The organism is Pseudomonas fluorescens (genome assembly GCF_018614655.1).
GTDB classification, from domain to species: domain Bacteria; phylum Pseudomonadota; class Gammaproteobacteria; order Pseudomonadales; family Pseudomonadaceae; genus Aquipseudomonas; species Aquipseudomonas fluorescens_BX.
In genome coordinates, this window is record NZ_JAGGOG010000014.1 from 277738 (window position 1) to 300461 (window position 22724).

Here is a 22724-nt window from a genome sequence, read left to right on the forward strand (position 1 = left end):
CATGAGCACCCCAACGCCCTGCTACCACTGCGCCCTCCCCGTTCCGCCCGGCAGCCGGTTCATCGCCGTGATCCTCGGCGAGCCCCGAGAACTCTGCTGCCCGGGCTGCCAGGCGGTGGCCGAGGCGATTGTCGCCGGCGGGCTGGAAAGTTATTACCTGCACCGCAGCGAAGCCTCGGCCAACCCCGAGGCACTGCCGGTACAACTGATGGACGAACTGGCGCTGTACGACCGCGCCGACGTGCAGCAACCTTTCGTACGCCACGAAGGTGAACTGGCCGAAGCCACCCTGCTGATGGAAGGCATCAGTTGTGCCGCGTGCGGATGGCTGATCGAGAAACACCTGCGCAGCCTGCCCGCCGTGGCCGAAGCGCGACTGAACCTGTCCAACCACCGCCTGCAAGTGCGCTGGGCCGATGCCCAATTACCGCTGAGCCAAGTTCTCAGCGAGCTGCGCCATATCGGCTACGCCGCCCATCCGTACCAGGCCGACCGTGCCGCCGAGCAGCTGGCCAGCGAAAACCGCCTGGCCTTGCGTCAATTAGGTGTCGCCGGGTTGTTGTGGTTCCAGGCAATGATGGCAACCATGGCCACCTGGCCAGAATTCAATATCGACCTGAGCCCGGAGCTGCACACGATCTTGCGCTGGGTCGCGCTGTTTCTCACCACACCTATTGTGTTCTACAGCTGCGCACCGTTTTTCAAGGGCGCCATGCGCGACCTGCGCACCCGCCACCTGACCATGGATGTCTCGGTGTCCCTGGCCATCGGCGGCGCCTATCTGGCCGGTATCTGGACCGCCATCACTGGCGTGGGCGAGCTGTATTTCGACGCGGTGGGCATGTTTGCGCTGTTCCTGCTGGCCGGACGCTATCTGGAACGTCGTGCCCGGGAACGAACCGCCGCCGCCACCGCACAGTTGGTCAACCTGTTGCCCGCCTCGTGCCTGCGCCTGCACGCCGACGGCCAGAGCGAAAGGATCCTGCTGACCGAGCTGGCACTGGGCGACCGTGTGCTGGTGCACCCAGGTGCCATCCTGCCGGCCGACGGCGTGATCCTTGACGGTCAATCGAGCATTGATGAGTCGCTGCTGACCGGCGAATACCTGCCGCAACCACGGCACGTCGGGGATGCCGTGACTGCCGGCACCCTCAATGTCGAAGGTGCGCTGACCGTGGAAGTCCGGGCCTTGGGTCATGACACGCGCCTGTCTGCCATCGTGCGCCTGCTGGAACGGGCCCAGGCGGAAAAACCGCGCCTGGCGCAAATCGCCGACCGCGCCGCCCAATGGTTCCTCCTGTGCTCACTGATTGCCGCCGCCGTGATTGGCTTGGTGTGGTGGGAATTGGATGCATCGCGCGCGTTCTGGATTGTGCTGGCGATGCTGGTCGCCACCTGCCCTTGCGCCCTGTCCCTGGCCACTCCGACCGCCCTGACCGCCGCCACCGGCACCCTGCACAAACTCGGTTTGCTGTTGACCCGCGGCCATGTGCTGGAAGGCCTGAACCAGATCGATACGGTGATTTTCGACAAGACCGGCACCCTCACCGAAGGACGCCTGGCCCTGCGCGCGATTCGGCCGCTGGGCGCGCTGGACAGCGATCAATGCCTGGGCCTGGCCGCGGCCCTGGAAAACCGCTCGGAACATCCGATCGCCCGCGCCTTCGGCCGCGCACCACTGGCAGCAGACGAAGTGCTCAGCACCCCTGGCCTCGGGCTGGAAGGACGGGTGGGCGAACAACGCCTGCGCATTGGCCAGCCGGGCTTTGTCTGTGAACTGAGTGGCTGCCCGATCCCCGCCTCGCCTGACGAAGCGGGCCAATGGCTGCTGCTCGGTGACGGCCATGGCGCCCTCGCCTGGTTTGTCCTCGATGATCGCCTGCGCAGCGATGCCCCGGCGTTGCTGGCAGCCTGCAAGGCACGGGGTTGGCGCACCTTGCTGCTGTCCGGGGACAGCTCACCCATGGTCGCCAGCGTGGCGAAGGAACTGGGGATCGACGAAGCCCAGGGCGGCCTGCGCCCCGATGACAAGCTGCAAGTGCTGCAACGCCTGCATCAGGAAGGCCGCAAGGTGCTGATGCTCGGCGACGGCGTCAACGATGTGCCGGTACTGGCCGCCGCCGATATCAGCGTGGCCATGGGCTCGGCCACCGACCTGGCGAAAACCAGCGCCGATGCCGTACTGCTGTCCAACCGCCTGGACGCCCTGGTGCAAGCCTTCACCCTGGCGCGGCGTACCCGTCGGGTAATCATTGAGAACCTGCTGTGGGCCGGGCTGTACAATGGCCTGATGTTGCCGTTCGCCGCCCTCGGCTGGATCACCCCCATCTGGGCCGCGATCGGCATGTCCCTCAGTTCGTTGACCGTGGTGCTCAACGCCCTGCGCCTGACTCGCCTGCCGAGCACGCACACGGCCAGCCCCACCCTCGTAACCCGCCCGCTGCCGGCCTGAGCCGTGCGGGCATGGAGTGCAGATGCCAGCTCTTTACGTGATGATTCCGGCGGCACTGTTGATCGTGGCCATCGCCATTTACATCTTCTTCTGGGCGGTAGACAGCGGCCAGTACGACGACCTCGACGGCCCGGCCCACAGTGTGCTGTTCGACGATCAGGACCCGAACCACCTGGCGGCGATCGACGAAGCCAACGGTCCTGATCAACCCGCAAAACCCAAAGACCCACCCCATGCTTGAACTCGTGCCACTGCTGGTCTCGGCAGTCATCCTCGGTTTGTTGGGCGGTGGTCATTGCCTGGGCATGTGCGGCGGGCTGATGGGCGCGCTGACCCTGGCGATTCCCAAGGAACAACGCAGCCGACGCTTTCGTCTGTTGCTGGCCTACAACCTGGGACGAATCCTCAGCTATGCCAGCGCTGGCCTGCTGATCGGCCTGGCAGGCTGGGCGGTGGCCAACAGCCCAGCCGCGATGTTCATGCGCGTCCTTGCCGGACTGTTATTGATCGCCATGGGCCTGTACCTGGCCGGTTGGTGGAGCGGCCTGACCCGTATCGAAAGCCTCGGTCGTGGCCTGTGGCGCCATATCCAGCCCGTTGCCAACCGTTTGCTGCCGGTGTCCAGCCTGCCCCGGGCGTTACTGCTGGGGGCACTCTGGGGCTGGTTGCCATGCGGGCTGGTTTACAGCACCTTGCTCTGGGCCGCCAGCCAAGGTAATGCACTGGATAGCGCAATGCTGATGCTCGCGTTCGGCCTCGGCACCTGGCCGGTGTTGCTGGCCACCGGGCTCGCGGCCGAGCGTGTCACCGCGCTGTTGCGCAAACGCAGCGTACGAATGGCCGGTGGCTTGCTGGTGGTGCTGTTCGGTGTCTGGACCTTGCCCGGGCCCCATCAGCACTGGCTGATGGGCCACTGAGTCGCCCTGTGGCATAGCGCCGCTCCCCGTTGATGCAAATCAAGATGCCCCACCGGCACTCCCCCTAGACTCGGCCCACTAGCCTATCCGGGGGAGCACCCGCATGCTCGACGCCATTCGTTGGGATACTGATCTGATTCACCGCTACGACTTGGCGGGGCCGCGCTACACCTCGTACCCCACTGCCGTGCAATTCAACAGCCAGGTCGGCACCTTCGACCTGCTCCACGCCCTGCGCGAAAGCCGCAAGGCCGTACGGCCTCTGTCGCTGTACGTGCATGTGCCGTTCTGCGCCAATATTTGCTACTACTGCGCCTGCAACAAGGTGATCACCAAGGACCGCGGCCGCGCTCAGGCGTATCTGCAACGCCTGGAACAGGAAATCCAGTTGGTGGCCTGCCACCTGGACCCCAGCCAGAAAGTCGAGCAACTGCACTTTGGCGGTGGCACCCCGACCTTTCTCAGCCATGACGAACTGCGCCAGGTGATGGCCCAACTGCGCAGGCACTTCAACCTGCTGGACAACGATTCCGGCGATTACGGCATCGAGATCGACCCACGGGAAGCCGATTGGTCCACCATGGGCTTGCTCCGTGAACTGGGTTTCAACCGCGTGAGTGTCGGCCTGCAAGACCTGGATCCCAACGTGCAACGGGCGGTCAATCGTCTGCAAAGCCTTGAAGAAACCCGCGCGGTGATGGATGCGGCACGCACCCTGCAATTTCGCTCGATCAATATCGACCTGATCTACGGCTTGCCCAAGCAGACGCCGTTGAGTTTCGCTCGTACGGTGGAGGAAGTGATCAGCCTGCAACCCGACCGCCTCTCGGTGTTCAACTATGCCCACTTGCCGGAACGTTTTATGCCCCAGCGGCGGATCAACACCGCTGATTTGCCAACCCCGGCCGAAAAGTTGTTGATGCTGCAAACCACCATAGAGCAACTGACCAACGCCGGTTACCGCTACATCGGCATGGACCACTTTGCCCTGCCGGATGACGAACTGGCCATCGCCCAGGAAGAGTCAACGCTGCAACGCAACTTCCAGGGCTATACCACCCACGGGCATTGCGATTTGATCGGGCTCGGGGTGTCGGCCATCAGCCAGATTGGCGACCTGTACTGCCAGAACAGCAGCGACCTGAATCACTACCAGAACGCCTTGGCCGGCGCACAACTGGCCACCAGCCGTGGCCTGGTATGCAACCCGGACGACCGTTTACGGCGGGAGGTGATTCAACAGTTGATCTGCAACTTCAACCTGACATTCGAGGGGATCGAACAGGCCTTCAATATTGATTTTCGTGGGTATTTCGCAGCGCTCTGGCCGCAACTGGAAGCCATGGGCAAGGAGGGTCTGATCGAACTCGACGCCCAGGGCATCCGCGTCTTGCCAGCGGGACGCCTGCTGGTGCGCTCGGTGTGCATGGTGTTCGATACCTACCTGGAACACCAGAACAGGCAGCGATTTTCACGGGTGATCTGAAGGTCGGCTACTTCATCGCCAGGCCGGCAGCCTTGATCGCATCACCCGGGTCCAGGTCCTTGATAGCCTTGGCCAAGGACGCTTGGGCGGACGTCAAGCCCGCCTGCAACGTGCTCATGGCCGACTGCAAACTGCCGAGCCTGGCTTGGGCCTCTTCAGGGCTGAGGTTCTTGTCAGCCATTACTGCGGCCATCTCCGCCTGTTTTTCGGCAATCTGTTGTTTGATCTGGCGAATCAGCTTGAGCAACTGCTTAACGTTATCGGCCAGCCCGCTATCGTCGATATCATTGTTGGAAGCACTCTGCGCCGCCGCCGCTTTCATGGCCGCACCGGAAATGGTGACGACCACACCAGGCTTGGACTCAGGAGCAACAGGAGTAACCGAAGTGTCGTCCTCGGCAATCACCTTTTTCGGCTCAAGCACTGTAGGGATAACCGTGTGTGCTGCAAGGTTGGTACTGAAGGAAAGCATGGCTTGAGCCTCCTGGCTCATGGGGCAATACCAGTTCATCGGCGGCTGTTGAACAATCTTTATACCCCGACCGGCTTCTTGTACACGCTGGCCTGACCCTCCCACAGTGCGGTACCCTTACGTCTTATGTGTGATTTCCCACAAGGATTTAAGAAATGTCCGAGCCAGTCAAACTGCGCGCTCATAACCAGGCCCACTGCAAGGATTGCAGCCTGGCCCCTCTGTGCCTGCCACTTTCGCTGAATCTGGAAGACATGGACGCGCTGGACGAAATCGTTAAACGTGGTCGACCGCTGAAAAAAGGTGAGTTTCTGTTTCGCCAGGGTGACCAGTTCGATTCCGTCTACGCAGTGCGCTCGGGTGCGTTGAAAACCTTCAGCTTGAGTGATGGCGGCGAAGAGCAGATCACCGGCTTCCACCTGCCCAGCGAACTGGTCGGTCTGTCAGGCATGGACACTGAAACTCACCCGGTGTCGGCCCAGGCGCTGGAGACCACCTCGGTGTGTGAAATCCCTTTTGAGCGCCTGGATGAACTGGCGCTGCAATTGCCACAATTGCGTCGGCAATTGATGCGGGTCATGAGCCGGGAAATTCGCGACGACCAGCAGATGATGCTGCTGTTATCGAAGAAAACCGCCGACGAGCGTATCGCCACCTTCCTGGTCAACCTCTCCGCGCGCTTCCGTGCCCGAGGCTTCTCGGCCAATCAGTTCCGCCTGAGCATGTCGCGCAACGAAATCGGCAACTACCTGGGGCTGGCGGTGGAAACCGTGTCCCGGGTGTTCACTCGCTTCCAGCAAAACGCGTTGATCGCCGCCGAGGGCAAGGAGGTGCACATCCTCGACCCGATCCAGCTTTGCGCCCTGGCCGGCGGCTCCCTGGAAGGCTGATCCAGGCGCCCGCGACCGAGGTTCGGTCGCGGGTTATACTGCCCAGCCGCCCTTCTTCCCAGGACACCCGACGATGGTCTTCGATTCATTCGACATCAAATCTCTGATTCGCCCAGTCATCGACTTCCCCAAGCCTGGGGTGATCTTTCGCGATATCACGCCGCTGTTTCAATCCCCGCGGGCGTTGCGCCTGGTGGCGGATAGCTTTGTCCACCGCTACGTCGAAGCCGACTTCACCCACATTGGTGCGATGGGTGCCCGGGGCTTCCTGATCGGTTCGATCATCGCCTATCAATTGAACAAGCCGCTGATCCTGTTCCGCAAGCAGGGCAAATTGCCGGCCGATGTGTTGAGCGAGGGTTACCAGACCGAGTACGGCGAGGCTTTCCTGGAAGTGCACGCTGACAGCCTGTGTGAAGGCGATTCGGTGCTGATGTTCGATGACCTGATCGCCACCGGCGGCACCCTGATTGCAGCGGCCAACCTGGTACAGCGCATGAGCGCGCGGATTTTCGAAGCGGCGGCGATTATCGACCTGCCGGAGCTGAGAGGCTCCCAGCGCCTGGAAGACATGGGAATCCCGACGTTTTGCCTGACCCAGTTTGCGCTGACGGACAAGTAAGCCGGGTTACAAACCCATCTGCTTACTGATGATTTCATTCATCACTTCCCGGGTCCCGCCACCGATGGAGAGGATCCGGTTGTCCCGACACAGCCGCTCTACCAGGCTGCCGCGCATGTAACCCAGGCCACCAAGGATCTGCACGGCATCGTAGGTCACACGGTCGGCGGTGTCGGTGGCGACGTTCTTGGCCATGGAAATTTCCTTGATCACGCTCTGTCCCGCGGCCATCTTCGCGGCCTGGCGGTAGGTGAACTCCCGGGAGACTTCCACCGCAGTGGCCATTTCCGCCAAGCGATGCTTGAGCACCTGGAACTTGCCGATGGGCTTGCCGAAAGCTTCGCGCTGGGCGGCCCATTTCAGGCTCTCCTCCAGGGCAAGCTGTGCGGTCATGTTGGCCATCAACGCGAGGGCCAGGCGCTCACTCTGGAAGTTGCCCATGATGCAGGCAAACCCCATGTTCTCGACACCGATCAGGTTACCCACCGGTACTCGGCAATCGTCGAAGAACAGTTCAGCGGTGTCTGACGCCCACCAGCCCATTTTCTTTAGCGGTTGGCCTGTGGTGAAGCCCGGCGTGTCCTTCTCCATCAACAGCAGGCTGATACCGCCAAACCCCGGCCCACCAGTGCGCACGGCCACGGTGTAGAAGTCGGCGCGTATACCGCTGGTGATAAAGGTTTTGCTGCCGCTGACACGATAATGATCACCGTCGCGCACCGCACGGGTTTGCAGGCTGGCGACATCGGAACCGCCACCCGGCTCCGTAACCGCCAGGGCCATGATCTTCTCGCCAGACAAGACCTGCGGCGCGACACGGTCACGTACTTCAGGCCGAGCCCATTTGACGATGGGCGGCAGGCCGATATCCAGCGAGCCCAGCCCCGCCACTACACCACCCGAGCCGCAACGCATCAGCTCCTCGCTGACGGCGACCTTGGCGAACAGGTCCCCTTCGTGGCTGCCACCCAGGGCTTCGGGGTAACCGATACCAAGAATCCCGGCCGCACCGGCCTTGAGGTAAAGCTCGCGTGGGAAGCTTTCAGCCTCTTCCCACTGCTCGATGTCCGGCAAGATCTCGCGTTCGACAAAGCGGCGCACGCTGTCGCGGACCAATTGGTGGCTGGGGTCGAAGTATTCCTGATAGGTAGACATCGGCAAGCTCCACGGGACGGTGGAGCGAACTTACCAAGCGCTTGCTTGGTTATCAAGCCAAAGAAAAACTCGTGAACACCACAAAACGAATGTGGGAGCGGGCTTGCTCGCGAAGGCGGTTGTAGCCGCTGCCGAGGCACGAGGCTGCGATGCGTGTCCGCAGGACCGCCTTGGGGCCGCTGCGTCGGAATGCCGCACCAAGCCCATCGCAGCCTCATTCTTCGGCAGCGGCTACAACCGCCTTCGCGAGCAAGCCCGCTTGTATGGTTGCCCCTCAACCATAGAATCTCCCACATTCTGTCCTGCAGTGCGGCTTAGAGCGCGATTGGCTTACGCCCGGCAAATGAATGCGCCAAGGTGCCGCCATCGACCAACTCCAGCTCACCGCCCAGCGGTACGCCATGGGCGATACGCGAGGTGATCAAGCCTTTGTTGCTCAATAACTGCGCGATGTAATGCGCCGTGGCCTCGCCCTCCACCGTCGGGTTGGTGGCCAGGATCACTTCGGTAAACGTGCCCTGCTCTTCGATCCGCGCCACCAGTTGCGGAATACCGATGGCCTCCGGACCCAGACCGTCCAGCGGCGACAGATGGCCCTTGAGCACAAAGTAGCGGCCGCGATAACCGGTCTGTTCCACCGCATACACATCCATCGGCCCTTCAACCACGCACAGCAGCGTGTCGTCGCGGCGCGGATCAGCGCATTGCGGGCAGAGTTCTTCCTCGGTGAGGGTGCGACACAATCGGCAATGGCCCACACCCTCCATGGCTTGGCTCAACGCCTGGGCCAACCGGGAACCACCGCTGCGATCACGCTCCAGCAGTTGCAGCGCCATACGCTGGGCGGTTTTCTGACCCACGCCTGGCAAGGTACGCAAGGCGTCGATCAGTTGACGAATCAGGGGGCTGAAGCTCATGGGGAAAGGTCCGACAAAAACAACGAGACGCGGTTTATACCCGCGCCCCGGATTAGCGTCAAATGCTCAATCTTGTGCGACACGCACTACCAACTTGCCGAAATTGCGCCCTTCCAGCAAACCGATAAAGGCGTCAGGCGCCTGTTCCAGGCCATCGACCACATCTTCGCGGAACTTGATTTTGCCATCCCGCACCCAGGGCGCCATGGCACTGAGGAATTCAGGCTGGCGATCGCCGTAGTCATCAAACACGATAAAACCCTGGATCCGCACGCGCTTGGTCAGCAAGGTGCGCTGCAATGCCGGCAACCGGTCGGGACCGCTGGGTGCTTCATGGGCATTGTAACCGGCGATCAGGCCGCACAACGGAATCCGTGCCTTGGGGTTGAGCAGCGGCACGACGGCGTCGAATACCTTGCCACCGACATTTTCAAAATAGATATCCACGCCCTTAAAGCAGGCCAGAGCCAGTTCATTGGCAAAATTCTCGCTCTTGTGGTCGATACAAGCATCAAAGCCCAACTCATCGACCACATAGCGGCACTTGTCCGCTCCGCCTGCCACACCCACCACCCGCAGGCCTTTGAGTTTGGCCACTTGGCCGACCACCGAGCCCACTGCGCCGGACGCTGCCGCCACCACCAGGGTTTCCCCGGCCTTGGGCTGACCGATGTCGGTCAGGCCCATGTAGGCGGTCATGCCCGGCATACCCAGGACGCCCAGGGCCATGGACGGACTGGCCAGCCCCTTGGGCACCGGTATCAGGTTGCGACCGTCGGAAATACTGTGGCTTTGCCAACCGGTGGCGCCGACTACCACGTCACCTACCTCGAACTTCGGGTTGCGCGACTGTTCGATCCGGCTGACAGCGCCACCGGTCATGACTTCACCGATTTCCACGGGGGCTGCGTAGGACGGCGCGTCGCTCATGCGGCCACGCATATAAGGATCCAGGGACAGGAACAGCGTCTTCAACAAGACCTGGCCATCGGCCAGGTCCGGCAGGGTGACGCGTTCGAGGCGGAAATTTTCCGGCACTGGCGCGCCTTGAGGCCGTGAGACCAGCACGATGCGCTGGTTGAGAGTCGGTTCTTGAGTCATCAGCGAGGCTCCTTTATCGGTGAGTGAATTCAACGGTATAGGGTGCAGACACTTGCCGGGACGTTGAGGTTCGACAAAGTTATCGTCCCGTAGCAGCTGTCGAGCTTAAGCTCGACAGCTGCTACGCGGGAATATGCTTTAAAAAAAATGCCAGGCACGAGGCCTGGCATTTTTGTGATCCCGCTCTTGAATCAAAACGGCAGCTTCATGCCCGGCGGCAGTTGCATGCCTGCGGTCACGCCGGACATTTTGTCCTGGCTGTTGGCTTCGATCTTGCGCACGGCGTCGTTGACGGCCGCGGCGAACAAGGCTTCGAGCATTTCCAGGTCGTCTTCGCTCGCGCCTGGCAATACAGTTGGGTCGATGCTCACGCGCTTGATGTCGTGACGGCCCGTCATCACTACGCTGACCATATCGCCACCGGCTTTACCGGTGACTTCGGCATTGGCCAGTTCTTCCTGCATCTTGGCCATTTTTTCCTGCATCTGCTGCGCCTGCTTCATCAGGCCGGCCATGCCACCTTTCATCATGGGAATCACCTCAAAAGTACGTGGATCAAGACAGCACGGTGCCCATGGGCACCGCGCCTTCAATTATTAGCCCTGTGCTGCCACCGGGGCTTCGACAGGTTCAATAGTATCGTGGCGCACCACCGCGCCAAACTGTTCCATCATCTGCTGGATGAGCGGATCACCGTGGATCGACTCCTCAGCCTCGCGCTGGCGGTTGACCCGACGGCGGGACGCGGCCTGGGCGGGAGTTTCCTGCTCGGGCTTGATCAATTCGATGCTGATGGTCAGGGTGCGTTCGTGGTACTGGTTCAGGGCATCGTTAAGTCGACGCTGCTGGGTGGCGTTGAACAGTGCGCTGTGAGCCGGGTCCAGGTGCAGCAACCAATGGTCACCATCGACGGCGATCAGGGTGCAGTTGGCGGCGATGCTGCCGGTCATGCCGGAAATCGGCAATTTCGGGAACAGCTCCAGCCACTGCAGCGCCAAGCCGGTGGCCGGCATCGCCGCAGGTTCCGGCTCAGGCTCCGGGGCAGGCTCGGCGGTATGCTCGCTGGCCAGATCGTCCAGGTAGCTGTAGGCCGAATCCATGTCCGGCTCGATGTAGTCTTCGTCCAGCGGCGGCTCGTCATCGAGGTCGGTGCCTGGGGTCGCGGCGTCCACTTCAGCGATGGTCGGTTCCGGCACAGGAGCCGAGACCCACTCCGGCGCATCCGGCACCACGCTGTCCGGGGTCGGCGTGGGCATGGGCGTCAGTTCAGGCTGTTCGGCAGCGGTTTCCAGCACCGGCTCGACCGCTGGCTGTTGCTCGACAACCGCCTCTACCGGCTCGTTCCAGGGCAGGTCGACCACGGCCTCTACAGGTGCAGGCTCGATAACCGGCTCAGGCGCGGCTACTGGCTCGGCAACAACAGGTGCGGGCGCAACAGGCTCCGGCGCTGCAATACTCGGCGCAACCACTGGCGCGACAACCGCCGCGCCAGCCACTGGTTTGGCGGAATCAACTGTGGCCTGGCTGATCCCCACTGGCTTTAGCGGCTGTCTCGGTGCGTCCGCTGTGTCGGCGGGCCGGAAGGCCAGCATCCGCAGCAGGACCATTTCGAACCCGCCTCGCGGGTCCGGCGCCAGGGGCAGGTCACGACGGCCGATCAGGCCCATCTGGTAGTAGAACTGCACGTCTTCGGCCGGCAGCGCCTGGGCCAGGGCCAGCACGCGGTCGCGGTCGCCGTGACCGTTGTCGACCCCCTCAGGCAAGGCCTGGGCGATAGCCACGCGGTGCAGCACGTTAAGAATTTCCGAGAGCACCCCATTCCAATCCGGGCCTTGTTCAGACAGGTGACGCACGGCTTCGAGCAACGCCTTGGCGTCGCCTTCGATCAGCGCATGCAACACATCGAACACCTGACCATGATCCAGGGTGCCGAGCATGGCCCGCACATCGGCGGCCATGACCTTGCCTTCACCAAAGGCGATGGCCTGGTCGGTGAGGCTCATGGCGTCGCGCATCGAGCCATCGGCGGCGCGACCCAACAGCCACAAGGCGTCGTCTTCGAACGGTACGTTCTCGACACCAAGAACGTGGGTTAAATGCTCGACCACCCGCTCCGGTGTCATGTTCTTCAGGGAGAACTGCAGGCACCGCGACAAAATCGTTGCAGGGAGTTTCTGCGGGTCGGTGGTGGCCAGGATGAATTTGACGTAGGGCGGCGGCTCTTCCAGGGTTTTCAACAGTGCGTTGAACGAGTGGCTGGACAGCATGTGCACTTCGTCGATCAGGTAGACCTTGAAGCGGCCACGGCTCGGTGCGTACTGCACGTTGTCCAGCAGCTCGCGGGTGTCTTCGACCTTGGTGCGGCTGGCGGCGTCGATCTCGATCAGGTCGACAAACCGCCCTTCGTCGATTTCCCGGCACACCGAACAGGTGCCGCAGGGCGTCGACGTGATGCCTGTTTCACAGTTCAGGCACTTGGCGATGATCCGCGCAATGGTGGTCTTGCCGACACCCCGGGTACCGGTGAACAGGTAGGCGTGGTGCAGCCGCTGGCTGTCCAAGGCATTGATCAGAGCCTTGAGCACATGGGTCTGGCCGACCATTTCGCGGAACGAGCGCGGACGCCATTTACGTGCAAGAACCTGATAACTCATCGAAAACCGTCGCAACTGGGAAACAGAAGCCGGTAATGCTAGCGGAGCAGGGGGGAAATTGCATCCGGCACGCTCGCCTTATCTGACTAAGAGGGCTCTACAGCCCGTTGAAAAGCCTGAATCCGCGGCGCCCAGACAGGTTCATCCGCCCTTCAACCACTGCACCGGCGGAGCAAAACCATCGACCCAACCAGGCACCTCACCGGCCGGCATGGGCCGAGCGATGAAGTAGCCCTGGGCCACTTCGCAGCCCATGCGCATCAACAACTGGCCATGTTCCAGGGTTTCCAGGCCCTCGGCGATCACTTCGCGGCCAAAGGCCCGGGCCAGACTAATCACCGCCTTGGTAAGCGCCAGGTCATCCTTGTCGTGGAGGATGTCACGCACAAAAGACCGATCGATCTTGATGGTCTGGGTGGGCAAGCGCTTGAGGTAGCTCAGGGACGAATAACCCGTGCCGAAATCATCCAGGGAAAACTGCACGCCCAGGGCATGACAGGCTTCAAGGTGCTGGGTGACCCGCTGGATATTGTCGATGGCCACTGATTCAGCGATTTCCAGGTCGAGCATATGCGGCTCCACGCCGGGGTGCTGCGCCAGCAGTTGCTGCAGCCGCTCGACGAAGTCCGCCCGCTGGAAATGCCGCGCCGCGATGTTCACGCTGACCGCCCAGCAGCGCCCTGCCCCTTGCCATTGATACATTTGGGTCAGGACCTGGTTCATCACCCATTCACCGATGTCGACGATCAGGTCAGTCTGCTCGATCAACGGCAGGAAATCCCCCGGCGCCACCAGCCCGCGCTCGGGATGCTGCCAACGTAACAGCGCTTCGAACCCTACCACCGTGCCGCAGCGCAGATTGACCTTGGGATGGTAATGCAGGCACAACTCGCCCGCCGCCAGAGCCTGGCGAATCTGCTGCACCGTCTGGTGAGTAGCCTTGACCTCCTGCTCCAGGGAGACATCGAACAGCTGGAAACGATTGCGCCCGCTCTGCTTGGCCACATACATGGCCTGGTCGGCGTGGCGCAGCAAGGTGTCGGCGTCCTCATCGTCCAGGGGAAACAAGGTGACGCCAATACTGGCAAACACATTGATCTCCGCACCCTGGATCGAATACGGCTCGGAGATAGCCTTGAGGATGCGCACTAACGCGCCGTTGAGTTCGTCGATGTCACGCACATAACGCAGGATCAGCACAAACTCGTCACCCGCGAGCCGAGCCACCACATCCTCGCCACGGATGATCTCCCGCAGGCGACTGGCGACCTCCACCAGCAACAAGTCGCCACACGCATGGCCGTAACCATCGTTGACCGCCTTGAACCCGTCCAGGTCGAGCATGCACAGCGCTAAGGGAATGTCTTCACTACGGGAAAACTCCAGGGACTGGGTGAGCAACTCGGACAAATAAGCGCGGTTTGGCAGCCCCGTCAGCACGTCATGGCCGACCCGCCACTGCAAGGTGTGCAGCAGTTGGCGCTTTTCGCTGACATCAAAGCGAATCGACACGTACTTCTGCACCTCACCGGTCTGCTCATTGAGCAACGGCACCATGGTGCTGTCGACCCAATACAGCGTGCCGTCCCTGGCGCGGTTACAGATTTCGCCGCGCCAGACCCTGCCCTGGCTGATGGCGTTCCACATCCCCTGGAAAAACGCCTCAGGGTGCAGCCCGGAACTGAGAATCCGGTGGTTCTTCCCCAGCAACTCTTCGCGGCTATAGCCGGACATGCCGCAGAACTGATCATTGACGTAGGTGATGTCGCCTGCGAGATCGGTCTCGGAGAAAATGGCGGCTGCATCCACGGCCCTGCGGTATTTCTCGTCCATGAGTGAGGCTCACATTGGCTAGCGGTTGAACCGCTCGACCAGGGCGCGCAACCCGGAAGAGATGCTTTCGAGTTCCCGTCCTCGGGTGACCGCAGCGTTAGCATTGCCTGCTGTCTTTTGCACGGTGGCGGCGACATTGTTGATCTGTTGTGAAACTTCCTCGGCGACGTGGGATTGTTCCTGGGAGGCGGCGGCCATTTGCTGGCTCATGTCAGTGATGCGCTCCACCGCCTGGCGGATACCTTGCAGCGCCTGTTGCGCCTCAAGCACCTGCTGCACGCCCTGCTCGGCTTCGCGAATACCCAAGCTTGCGATATCGACCGCCTCATCAGCGCCGGCCCGCAGGTTCTGGATAATGCCCTGGATCTGTTCGGTCGACTCACGGGTCTTGCCCGCCAGCGCCCGCACCTCATCGGCCACCACGGCAAACCCGCGCCCTTGCTCACCGGCACGGGCAGCTTCGATGGCGGCGTTGAGGGCCAGCAGGTTGGTCTGGTCGGCGATGGCCTGGATCATGCTCGCAGCCACCTGGATTTCCTGGGTCTGCCCGGACAGGTTACCCACGGCCTGGTTGATCTGGGTGACGGTACCGGCCAGCAACTGGATCGCCTCACGCGAGGTGCCGGCCACATGGCTGCCTTGCTCGGCCAATCCGTTGGCGGTGTAAGCTTCGCTGGCGGTCTGCTGCACATGCACCGCCACCTCGGCGATGGAGGCTGCCATTTCGGTCATGGCGGCGGCCGTCATGTCGGTTTCAGCTCGCTGTTCCAACAGTGCCGACTCAGTGTTGCTCGACAATGCGCTGGAGTCGGTGGCGGCCTCGGCCATCTGGGTGGCCAGGTCACCCAGGCGCGTCAAGGCAGTTTTCAGCCGCGCGTCCTCGCTGATCAGGATCATTTCCAACTGTGCAGCCGAGCCGGTGGCGTCGCTGTAGGTCAAAGCACTGATCGGGTCGGAAAAGGTATTGGAGGTGTGCTGGACGATTTTCTGGAGTTGCTGCCCCAAGCGCTGCTGTGCCCAAACACCCACGCCGAGAAACAAACCAACGGTCAAGGCTTGCGCCCACCCCACAGGAATCAGTTGGAAGGCACCGACCGAAACCACCGCTGCCACTGACGGCAACGCCAGCGCCCGTGCCGTAGCGGCGATCCGCCGTCCTGCCGAAACGGCCGACTTGCCCGCCAGTAACCGCGCGTACAGGGCTTCGGCCCGGCGCACTTGATCGCGAGTGGGCTTGACCCGCACCGACTCATAGCCCACCAGCCGGCCATCCTCGAGAATGGGTGTCACATAGGCGCTGACCCAATAATAGTTGCCATTCTTGCAGCGGTTTTTCACCACGCCCATCCAGCTTTGCCCAGCCTTGAGGTAGCTCCACATCAATTGGAACACGGCGGGCGGCATATCCGGGTGGCGCACCAGATTGTGGGGGCTGCCGATCAGCTCCGCCTGAGTAAAACCGCTCATGGCGACGAACTCGGCGTTGCAGTAGGTAATATGGCTGTTGACGTCAGTAGCGGAAATAAGCCGTTGCTGCTCCCCAAAAGTTTGTTCAACATCGGTGACCGGCAAGTTGAGACGCACGTTAAAGCTCCATGAACAGCATTCGATCACCCTATCGACTGCCGGGTAGGCAGGATGGGCCGATTCGCATTTCTAGTCCGGCTATGCCGTCAATCGGCTGGATGGCCACAATCGGCGGCTAAGCCACGGTTTTGCACAGCAATTCACCGTCGATTCTTTGATGATCAACTAGGCTTTAATACGGGTATCCGGCACGGAAGGCGAGGTGGTGCTTTGGCACTGACGAGCGACGGTTGAGCCCCTGCCAAGCGTCCGATGTATGGGCACCTTTATGAGAGTAGGAAAAAAGCAATGATTTCCTGTTTCATAAACCTACCTTCTGAAACGAGACCACCAAATACTTGTCCTAAATGTCGATTCTACGAATTACATCACATTTTGCAAGAAAAGGTGATGGCGCGAGCGGTTGTCTAATTCTAATATTTATCGTTAAGTTCTTGATTCTAAATGGGAATTGAGCGATGCAAATTTCAAGTTTGGGTCCGGCCATCAGGCGCTACCGCAAGGTAGCGGGGCTTACTCAGGCTGAACTAGGTGAAAAAACCGGTTTTGATCCTAAAACCATTAGCCGCTTCGAAACCGGCACCTATACACCCAGCGTGGAGGCTCTGTTTTTGTTCGCAGAGGCGCTGGAAGTGAAGCTGACAGTCTTTTTCGCAGACTTGGTCGACGAGGATGAACAGCGCGCTTACCTGTTCGGTGTCATACACAAAGCCACCCCGAAGGATCTGGGAAAGCTGATCGCGGCGGTAGACCAGGCCTTGTCCAAGCCTTAGAGCTCGCAACACCAGTACCCGTAATAAAAAGAGCAGACAGCCCAGGCTGTCCGCTCTTTGTTCATCGACTCCTGACATGAACTGACAGGACAGGCCCTTAGACTTCACGGGACTGAGCCGCGCCATTGCTGCCAGCTTCCATGGAGCCATCATGCAGATCCTCGACCACTACTTCCTGCTGTACGTCGACAGCCCCGCCACCAGCGCCAACTTCTACAGCCGTCTGCTGGACAAGCCGCCAGTCGCGCTGAACCCCACCTTTGCCCTGTTCATGCTCGATAACGGCGTCAAGCTTGGCCTGTGGTCCCGGCACACCGCAGAGCCGGCCGCCCAGAGCGCCGGGGGCGGCTGCGAGGTTGGATTTCGCGTCGCCGAGCCATCAACGGTGGATGAACTGCATGCACACTGGGTCAAACAGGGGGTAAGCATTGCGCAATCACCCGTCGAGATGGGGTTTGGCTACACCTTTACCGGCCTGGATCCCGACGGCCACCGCCTGCGGGTGTTCACCGTGCCCCAATAGTGGCTGACGGCGCCAGCGCCCTTCCAGGCTGATAGCGCCCACACTGGTCAATACGATCAGGCCGCCCATCACCACTCGCATTGAAACCTGCTCCCCGAGCAGGGTCGCCGCCATCACCATCGCTACCGGCGGCACCAGGTACAAGGCCACCGAAGCACGACTCACCTCGACGTGCCTCAACACATAGGCCCAGGCGAGGTAAGCCAGGGCACTGGGGAAGACACCCAGCACCAGCACCGCCAGGTTGGCCGACAGCGGCGCCTGAATCACCATGGCAGGCAAACCTGGCAAGTAGACACAGAGCAACAACGTCCCTGACCACACCGTGTAGCACACGGTGGTCAGCGGACTGTAGCGGCGGGAATAGTGCTTCTGAATGGCGAAATACACACTCCACGAGATCGCTGCCAGCAGAATCAGCAGGCCTCGGGGGTCAATTTCACCCAGGCCGCGCTCGCCCCAGATCACCACCAACACCCCTGTCAGCCCGAGCAGCACACACCCCCAACGCCAGCCGCTCACCCGCTCCTTCAAACAGACAAACGCCACCAGAACGCTGAACAGCGGCACCGATTGCGCCAACACACTGGAAGCCGCCGCCGTCACCCACTGCTGGCCCAGGTTGAGGCACAGGTGATGCAGGAAGATCCCGAAAAAACCCAGTACCAACAGCCATGGCAAATCCCGCAGCCGAGGCAGCTCGATCCGCACCACCAACGCCACACCCGCCATAAACAGCGATGCAATCAGAAACCGCGCCAAAGCCAGTTGGCCGGGACTGTAACCGTGCAGCGCCATGTGAACTCCAATGGGCGAATATGCCCAACAGAGGATCACGCTGGCAGTGACTAGCGTAAGCTTTACGGGTGACGGGGCATTCATCGACGGCATCCAGAAACTGAGTGGGAATGCCGCAGTCTTGTCCTGGGCAAGGTGCAGGACAATTAACCGTTTCTGACTTCTGTAATCACTGGAACTGAGCGATGGAACTGGCCCAACTGAAAATGGTGAAAGCCGTGGCGCAAACCGGCAGCGTGGCCCAGGCCGCCGTGCAGTTGCACTGCGTACCGTCGAACATCACCACGCGCATCAAGCAACTGGAAAGCGAGTTGGGCACACCCCTGTTCATTCGCGCCGGGCGCGGTCTGGCGATCAGTGCCGCCGGTGAAGTGTTTCTCGACTACTGCGAGCGCATCCTCGCGCTGGTGGAGGAGTCCAAGCGTGCGGTCGACAGCAACGCGATTCCTCGCGGCAAATTGCGCATCGGCGCGGTGGAATCCAGCGCCAGTGGTCGTCTGCCTCCGCTGCTTGCCGAATACCACCGACGTTACCCACAAGTGGAGTTGGAGTTGGTGACCGGCGCCTGGGCGCATCTGCTCGATGACCTGCAACACCACCGCCTGGATGCGGCGTTGGTGGCTGCGGGAGGCAAACGCCCCAAACTCGAACAAAGCGTGGTCTACAGCGAACGCCTGGTGCTGATCACCAGCGCCTCCAGTGCCCCCATTGCAGACGCCAGTGACCTGGCGGGCCGCACCCTGCTGGTCTGGCCGCCAGGCTGCCCTTACCGTGCCGCCCTGGAAAACTGGCTCAAACCCCACGATATCAAGCCGGCCATTGCCAGCTATGCCAGTTGGGGAACGATCATCGGTTGCGTCAGCGCGGGCATTGGCGTGGCGCTGGCACCAGAAGGCATCCTGGCCCGCTATGAGCAGGCCAACCAGTTGACGTCCTACCGCTTCGATGAGCTGGCGGCGGTGGACAACCTGCTGTTCTGGCACAAGGACACTCAGCGCCATCTGGCTCGGGACGCATTTGCCGGGCTGCTGCGGGAGACGTTCGGCTGAGTTTCTGGCGCACAAAAAAACACCGCGACAGGCCTGGCCTGTCGCGGTGCAGGGACATCATCAGTTCTTGGGTGCGCTCAACCGAGCATACTGATCCTGGCTGATCCAGCCGGTGAAGGAGCGATCCTGGTCATTGATGAACTCCACCTGGGCCCAGCCATTCTTGTACGCCAGCACGCCCACCACATCGTTCTTGACGATATAAGGGCGCTTACCGGCTGAGGCCTGCGGGGCCTTCTGCAAGAAAGCCTTGTCAGCCAGGACCGTCACCAGCCCGATCCATTTTTTGCTGGCGGTCTGTGTCAGGTCCAGACCGGTGGCGATATCGGGCATCAATACATTCATGCAGCCAGGGTGCTGCTGGCCTTTCTCGACCGTAAGGGTCACACCGTCCGCCGACGCCTCGACCGAGCCCGGATAGACTTCATCAGACCACGTAGAAACCGCCGAAGGCTTGCCGGCCTCAACCTTGCCTTGCAGATAAAAAGCACAACTGAAGGTTGTGCCTTCACCCCGCTCTTCGGCATAAAACCCCTCGACCTGATGCTGTGGCGTCACCGCCAGCATCAACGCCTCGTACTTGCCCGAATGCAGTACAGGAGCACCGGCAAACACGGGAGTCGCCACACAAAAGGAAAACACACCAGCAGCCAACAATCGGGTGGAAAGCGTCATTGCCATCTTATTTTTTCCCTTCAAGCGCTTCGTAGGCTTTCTTAATCCGCGAATCATAATCGCCATAATCCTTGCCGTTATAGTTCAACGCCATCGCGGCATAGTCCTTGTTTTTCATGGCCTTGATCAACGCCGAACTTTTACTGCAAAAGCCCACGAAGGCCTTCAACTGGTTGCCGGCATTAATCTTCATGGCTGCGGTAAATTCAAAAACTGTCTTGTAACCGCACGTCGAAAAATTGAAGCCCATGATTTGAAACATACCCCAGGAGGCCGACATCAAGGCCGCTTCCTGATCCAGGCCAAACGCGGTGGCCATGGTTTCCCAGGCTTTGGTCTGATCCTTGTTATTGGCCTGCCATTGGGGCCCGGCCTTTTTTACATAGGGGTATGACAGCAGCGGATGCGTTTGATCGTATTTGTGCTTGGTGTACTTGCGGAACAGGTGGCCTTCAAAGGCGATCACCGGCAACTTGGCCGGCCCGAAACCGGAGCGCCCGCCCGATTCCACCGTGGCAAACGCCTTGATGATGTTCACCGAAATACCGTTACCCAACTGGGTTGCGGCGCTCTGAAAGTCTTTGTCAGTGAGGGTCATGCCCCCGTCGCACGTGGCCTGGAGCACCATCTGCCGGTTGCGCCGCTCGGATTCAATGACTGCGCGCATGCGGTCCAGGTAGTGATTGACCGTGGCGTGGATCATCTCCGAATTGGCATTGCCAAAACCGCCGAGGAAACTTGGGATGCGCAAGGCCGGATTGGCCTTGACCGGCACCTTGATCGCTTCTTCGATCAAGCTGTTGAACGTGCGGCCGGTCGGATCGATAACGCCATCGGGGTGTGCGTACTTGAGCTGGCGGAACTGGTACTGGCTGATGCACTGCACCAACTGGCCATCAGACCTGCCATTCTCGTTCAGCGCAAAGCCCATCTTGGGAATAATCAGGTTAAATAGGTATTGGATACATTGAACGTCAGCGGGCAAGTTGCGCGCCTTGCCTGGGGCACCGACCGAAGCGCTGATAAGACGGGGCAATCCTTGCACGCTTTGCATGACATGCATCCTTATTAGTTATAGAGGACGGCAAGCAAGCGCCATCACTTTAATATCATCCGTGCACCACCGTCATATACTGAAACATGTGGCGCACAAAAACTAACAAGCCGTTTTGTGGTTGTCCAGAGAGGGTTTTGAACGTTGTGAAATGATCATCACGCATCGCGGGATAAAAGACGGGCGATCAAACAAACATTCTGATGTGGCGAAAAGAGGGTTCAAACAGAAGGGGTACTGCAGGAGGTACGTTATGGAGGCAACCCCACCAGCCACACCCCGGCACACAATGTTCCCGCTGTGGCTGCTCCCTTCCGGGTCTGACCAGGTTCACGGGTAATCGTTGCGGGGGGACCGATGGAGTCACCATAACGACGCTCGCCTCTCGGCAAGCCGCGCCATTGTACCGATCTCATCGGAAGTTACAACCGTTGGTTCCGGATTAAAAAATGTTGGGGTTCAAGCACTTGCCCGCGGGTGAGTTATTGCGCCTGCAGCACTTCATCTGCCTTGCCGCCCTCTTGCTGAATCACCAGGTGGATAAAGTGCAACTTGGTGATCACCGCCGACGGCAAGACGAAGGGATAGAAATCCGGCTGCCCCATGCTCCGCGACAATTCGTTGAGCATGCCGGCCAATTCGATCCACGCGTTGACGAACGACAGGAACGCTGCCCCGCCCGGATGCTCGGGATCGTAGAGGGTGCTCAGGGGAAACGGCTGGTAGTCCAGGTCCATCTCCTGGGCGCTCATGCCAAACCCCAGGGCCGTGTCGACCGCGTCCATCATGTGCAGATAGTGGGCCCAGGTTTCGGCCCAGTCTTCCCAGGGGTGCATCGTGGCGTAGGCGCTCACACAGGTTTGCTGCCAATCCGGGCGGGGGCCGTTTTGATAGTGCTGTTCGAGGGCCTCGGCATAACTGGCGCGCTCGTCACCGAACAGGCTGCGGAACGGCTCCAGCCAGTGGCTGTTGCCGATCAGGCGATCCCAGTAGTAGTGGCCGACCTCGTGGCGAAAGTGGCCGAGCAAGGTGCGATAAGGTTCGCGCATCTGCACGCGGACTTTTTCGCGGTGCGCGTCGTCGGCTTCCTTGATATCGAGAGTGATCAGGCCGTTGGCATGGCCGGTGGTCGGTGCCTTGCCTTCCAGGTCGATACCGACAAAATCGAAAGCCAGACCGTTGTCTTCATCGAGGCTCTTGGGGATCACCTGCAAGCCCAGGCTAATCAATTGTGCCACCAACCGCCGCTTGGCGATTTCCACCTTGCGCCAGCGCTCAGGGTTTTCAGGGATCGACAGATCGGGGATGGTGCGGTTCAGGCTGCAAGCGACGCACAAGGTCTGGCCGTTGTCTGCCGGCAGCAGCCAGTTGCAGGCGGCCGGGGTATCCAGATTGGCACAACGGCGAAACAATCCCGCCTCAGGGTCGGCGTCCAACTGCCAGGTCTCGACGTAAGGCCCAGGCTGCAAGGAAGAAAGCCGGCTGTGCTCCGGCTGATACCCCAGCAGCGCCGAGCAGGCGAGGCACTGGCTATTGCGAAAGAACAGCGACTGACCGCAGCGGCATTGCCACACCTTGCTGTTGCGCGATTGCCCGGCCATGAACGGCGAAGCAATGCGCGAACTGAGCTGCTCGAAGAAGCGGTACATGGCGATCTCTCCTTGGCATACCCACGACTAGATCACGGTTACGAGTTGATCGTTCCAGTTTTTTATTGGTGGCCTATTACTTGTGGCGAGGGGGCTTGCCCCCGTTGGGCTGCGAAG

General features: G+C 60.8%; 21 protein-coding genes, 1 other RNA gene and 1 pseudogene. 9 read left to right on the forward strand and 14 right to left on the reverse strand.

Translation table 11 applies throughout. From position 1 onward, the window contains the following. The first annotated feature begins 1 nt into the window (after position 1). From J7E41_RS15215 to hemN, 4 genes are all read left to right on the forward strand, one after another. Positions 2-2452, forward strand: coding sequence for a heavy metal translocating P-type ATPase (locus J7E41_RS15215; protein WP_214994029.1), 2451 nt, complete (start codon positions 2-4; stop codon positions 2450-2452). A 22-nt stretch (positions 2453-2474) separates the two neighbouring features. Beyond that, a complete protein-coding gene (gene ccoS / locus J7E41_RS15220) occupies positions 2475-2693 on the forward strand; it encodes a cbb3-type cytochrome oxidase assembly protein CcoS (protein WP_214994030.1) in 219 nt (72 codons plus the stop codon). Then, entirely contained in the window at positions 2686-3369 is a 684-nt protein-coding gene (locus tag J7E41_RS15225; RefSeq protein ID WP_214994031.1) for a sulfite exporter TauE/SafE family protein, read from the forward strand. Before ccoS ends, J7E41_RS15225 begins: the two co-directional genes overlap by 8 nt. A 103-nt stretch (positions 3370-3472) precedes the next feature. Continuing rightward, the gene (gene hemN, locus J7E41_RS15230) at positions 3473-4855 is read left to right on the forward strand and encodes an oxygen-independent coproporphyrinogen III oxidase (RefSeq protein ID WP_214994032.1); all 1383 of its coding nucleotides are present in this window, start codon (positions 3473-3475) and stop codon (positions 4853-4855) included. A 7-nt stretch (positions 4856-4862) separates the two neighbouring features. Here hemN and J7E41_RS15235 read toward each other — a convergent pair whose 3' ends face one another. Further along, positions 4863-5327 carry a hypothetical protein gene (locus J7E41_RS15235; RefSeq protein WP_214994033.1) on the reverse strand — a complete coding sequence of 155 codons (465 nt, stop codon included), beginning with the start codon at positions 5325-5327 and terminating at the stop codon, positions 4863-4865. A gap of 155 nt (positions 5328-5482) precedes the next feature. On the opposite strand from J7E41_RS15235, the gene fnr reads away from it, so the two are divergent. Beyond that, on the forward strand, positions 5483-6217 hold the full coding sequence (gene fnr, locus J7E41_RS15240) for a fumarate/nitrate reduction transcriptional regulator Fnr (RefSeq protein WP_214994034.1): 735 nt from the start codon (positions 5483-5485) through the stop codon (positions 6215-6217). Between the two features lie 73 nt (positions 6218-6290). Further along, positions 6291-6839: an adenine phosphoribosyltransferase gene (locus J7E41_RS15245; protein ID WP_214994035.1), complete on the forward strand. Its 549-nt coding sequence runs from the start codon at positions 6291-6293 to the stop codon at positions 6837-6839. 6 nt (positions 6840-6845) lie between these two features. Here J7E41_RS15245 and J7E41_RS15250 read toward each other — a convergent pair whose 3' ends face one another. The 8 genes and pseudogenes from J7E41_RS15250 to J7E41_RS28540 all read right to left on the reverse strand — a co-directional run. Next, positions 6846-7994, reverse strand: a complete 1149-nt coding sequence (locus J7E41_RS15250) for an acyl-CoA dehydrogenase family protein (RefSeq protein ID WP_214994037.1) — start codon at positions 7992-7994, stop codon at positions 6846-6848. Between the two features lie 314 nt (positions 7995-8308). Beyond that, on the reverse strand, positions 8309-8911 hold the full coding sequence (gene recR, locus J7E41_RS15255; RefSeq protein WP_214994038.1) for a recombination mediator RecR: 603 nt from the start codon (positions 8909-8911) through the stop codon (positions 8309-8311). Between the two features lie 66 nt (positions 8912-8977). Further along, positions 8978-10012 carry an NADP-dependent oxidoreductase gene (locus J7E41_RS15260; protein ID WP_214994039.1) on the reverse strand — a complete coding sequence of 345 codons (1035 nt, stop codon included), beginning with the start codon at positions 10010-10012 and terminating at the stop codon, positions 8978-8980. Between the two features lie 191 nt (positions 10013-10203). After that, the gene (locus J7E41_RS15265) at positions 10204-10542 is read right to left on the reverse strand and encodes a YbaB/EbfC family nucleoid-associated protein (RefSeq protein WP_155583049.1); all 339 of its coding nucleotides are present in this window, start codon (positions 10540-10542) and stop codon (positions 10204-10206) included. Between the two features lie 66 nt (positions 10543-10608). After that, on the reverse strand, positions 10609-12666 hold the full coding sequence (gene dnaX / locus J7E41_RS15270) for a DNA polymerase III subunit gamma/tau (RefSeq protein WP_214994040.1): 2058 nt from the start codon (positions 12664-12666) through the stop codon (positions 10609-10611). A 141-nt stretch (positions 12667-12807) separates the two neighbouring features. Then, the gene (locus J7E41_RS15275; RefSeq protein WP_214994041.1) at positions 12808-14499 is read right to left on the reverse strand and encodes a putative bifunctional diguanylate cyclase/phosphodiesterase; all 1692 of its coding nucleotides are present in this window, start codon (positions 14497-14499) and stop codon (positions 12808-12810) included. A gap of 18 nt (positions 14500-14517) precedes the next feature. Further along, positions 14518-15396, reverse strand: coding sequence for a methyl-accepting chemotaxis protein (locus J7E41_RS28535; protein ID WP_435304127.1), 879 nt, complete (start codon positions 15394-15396; stop codon positions 14518-14520). A 357-nt stretch (positions 15397-15753) separates the two neighbouring features. Continuing rightward, a pseudogene (locus tag J7E41_RS28540) lies at positions 15754-16113 on the reverse strand (PAS domain-containing protein); the annotation flags it as partial. Positions 16114-16544: 431 nt separating this feature from the next. Between J7E41_RS28540 and J7E41_RS15285 the strand changes: the two are divergent. After that, positions 16545-16859 carry a helix-turn-helix domain-containing protein gene (locus J7E41_RS15285; protein ID WP_169355648.1) on the forward strand — a complete coding sequence of 105 codons (315 nt, stop codon included), beginning with the start codon at positions 16545-16547 and terminating at the stop codon, positions 16857-16859. A gap of 151 nt (positions 16860-17010) precedes the next feature. Next, positions 17011-17382 carry a VOC family protein gene (locus J7E41_RS15290; protein ID WP_214994044.1) on the forward strand — a complete coding sequence of 124 codons (372 nt, stop codon included), beginning with the start codon at positions 17011-17013 and terminating at the stop codon, positions 17380-17382. Here J7E41_RS15290 and J7E41_RS15295 read toward each other — a convergent pair. After that, a complete protein-coding gene (locus J7E41_RS15295) occupies positions 17296-18264 on the reverse strand; it encodes a DMT family transporter (protein ID WP_214994046.1) in 969 nt (322 codons plus the stop codon). The two genes, J7E41_RS15290 and J7E41_RS15295, sit on opposite strands and share 87 nt — an antisense overlap. A gap of 101 nt (positions 18265-18365) precedes the next feature. On the opposite strand from J7E41_RS15295, the gene J7E41_RS15300 reads away from it, so the two are divergent. Next, positions 18366-19229, forward strand: a complete 864-nt coding sequence (locus J7E41_RS15300; protein WP_214994048.1) for a LysR family transcriptional regulator — start codon at positions 18366-18368, stop codon at positions 19227-19229. 60 nt (positions 19230-19289) lie between these two features. Here the strand turns inward: J7E41_RS15300 and J7E41_RS15305 are convergent, their stop codons facing one another. The 4 genes from J7E41_RS15305 to J7E41_RS15320 form a co-directional block, all read right to left on the reverse strand. Continuing rightward, positions 19290-19910 (reverse strand): hypothetical protein, encoded by a 621-nt coding sequence (locus tag J7E41_RS15305; RefSeq protein WP_214994049.1) that lies wholly within the window; start codon positions 19908-19910, stop codon positions 19290-19292. A 1-nt stretch (position 19911) separates the two neighbouring features. Then, positions 19912-20958: an N-acetylmuramidase family protein gene (locus tag J7E41_RS15310; protein WP_214994050.1), complete on the reverse strand. Its 1047-nt coding sequence runs from the start codon at positions 20956-20958 to the stop codon at positions 19912-19914. A gap of 263 nt (positions 20959-21221) precedes the next feature. After that, positions 21222-21318: signal recognition particle sRNA small type (gene ffs, locus J7E41_RS15315), an RNA gene on the reverse strand. A gap of 122 nt (positions 21319-21440) precedes the next feature. Next, positions 21441-22607 carry a zinc-binding metallopeptidase family protein gene (locus tag J7E41_RS15320; RefSeq protein ID WP_214994051.1) on the reverse strand — a complete coding sequence of 389 codons (1167 nt, stop codon included), beginning with the start codon at positions 22605-22607 and terminating at the stop codon, positions 21441-21443. Positions 22608-22724: the final 117 nt, after the last annotated feature.

What these genes read in the sequence shown, in the direction of transcription:
- J7E41_RS15260 (WP_214994039.1), bottom strand. Translation starts at nt 10,012, where the DNA reads ATGACTCAAGAACCGACTCTCAACCAGCGCATCGTGCTGGTCTCACGG.
- J7E41_RS15245 (WP_214994035.1), top strand. Translation starts at nt 6,291, where the DNA reads ATGGTCTTCGATTCATTCGACATCAAATCTCTGATTCGCCCAGTCATC.
- J7E41_RS15290 (WP_214994044.1), top strand. Translation starts at nt 17,011, where the DNA reads ATGCAGATCCTCGACCACTACTTCCTGCTGTACGTCGACAGCCCCGCC.
- hemN (WP_214994032.1), top strand. Translation starts at nt 3,473, where the DNA reads ATGCTCGACGCCATTCGTTGGGATACTGATCTGATTCACCGCTACGAC.
- J7E41_RS15215 (WP_214994029.1), top strand. Translation starts at nt 2, where the DNA reads ATGAGCACCCCAACGCCCTGCTACCACTGCGCCCTCCCCGTTCCGCCC.
- J7E41_RS15295 (WP_214994046.1), bottom strand. Translation starts at nt 18,264, where the DNA reads ATGAATGCCCCGTCACCCGTAAAGCTTACGCTAGTCACTGCCAGCGTG.
- fnr (WP_214994034.1), top strand. Translation starts at nt 5,483, where the DNA reads ATGTCCGAGCCAGTCAAACTGCGCGCTCATAACCAGGCCCACTGCAAG.
- J7E41_RS15225 (WP_214994031.1), top strand. Translation starts at nt 2,686, where the DNA reads ATGCTTGAACTCGTGCCACTGCTGGTCTCGGCAGTCATCCTCGGTTTG.
- J7E41_RS15300 (WP_214994048.1), top strand. Translation starts at nt 18,366, where the DNA reads ATGGAACTGGCCCAACTGAAAATGGTGAAAGCCGTGGCGCAAACCGGC.
- J7E41_RS15250 (WP_214994037.1), bottom strand. Translation starts at nt 7,994, where the DNA reads ATGTCTACCTATCAGGAATACTTCGACCCCAGCCACCAATTGGTCCGC.
- ccoS (WP_214994030.1), top strand. Translation starts at nt 2,475, where the DNA reads ATGCCAGCTCTTTACGTGATGATTCCGGCGGCACTGTTGATCGTGGCC.
- dnaX (WP_214994040.1), bottom strand. Translation starts at nt 12,666, where the DNA reads ATGAGTTATCAGGTTCTTGCACGTAAATGGCGTCCGCGCTCGTTCCGC.
- J7E41_RS15275 (WP_214994041.1), bottom strand. Translation starts at nt 14,499, where the DNA reads ATGGACGAGAAATACCGCAGGGCCGTGGATGCAGCCGCCATTTTCTCC.
- J7E41_RS15285 (WP_169355648.1), top strand. Translation starts at nt 16,545, where the DNA reads ATGCAAATTTCAAGTTTGGGTCCGGCCATCAGGCGCTACCGCAAGGTA.
- J7E41_RS15235 (WP_214994033.1), bottom strand. Translation starts at nt 5,327, where the DNA reads ATGCTTTCCTTCAGTACCAACCTTGCAGCACACACGGTTATCCCTACA.
- recR (WP_214994038.1), bottom strand. Translation starts at nt 8,911, where the DNA reads ATGAGCTTCAGCCCCCTGATTCGTCAACTGATCGACGCCTTGCGTACC.
- J7E41_RS15305 (WP_214994049.1), bottom strand. Translation starts at nt 19,910, where the DNA reads ATGGCAATGACGCTTTCCACCCGATTGTTGGCTGCTGGTGTGTTTTCC.
- J7E41_RS15320 (WP_214994051.1), bottom strand. Translation starts at nt 22,607, where the DNA reads ATGTACCGCTTCTTCGAGCAGCTCAGTTCGCGCATTGCTTCGCCGTTC.
- J7E41_RS15265 (WP_155583049.1), bottom strand. Translation starts at nt 10,542, where the DNA reads ATGATGAAAGGTGGCATGGCCGGCCTGATGAAGCAGGCGCAGCAGATG.
- J7E41_RS28535 (WP_435304127.1), bottom strand. Translation starts at nt 15,396, where the DNA reads ATGATCCTGATCAGCGAGGACGCGCGGCTGAAAACTGCCTTGACGCGC.
- J7E41_RS15310 (WP_214994050.1), bottom strand. Translation starts at nt 20,958, where the DNA reads ATGCAAAGCGTGCAAGGATTGCCCCGTCTTATCAGCGCTTCGGTCGGT.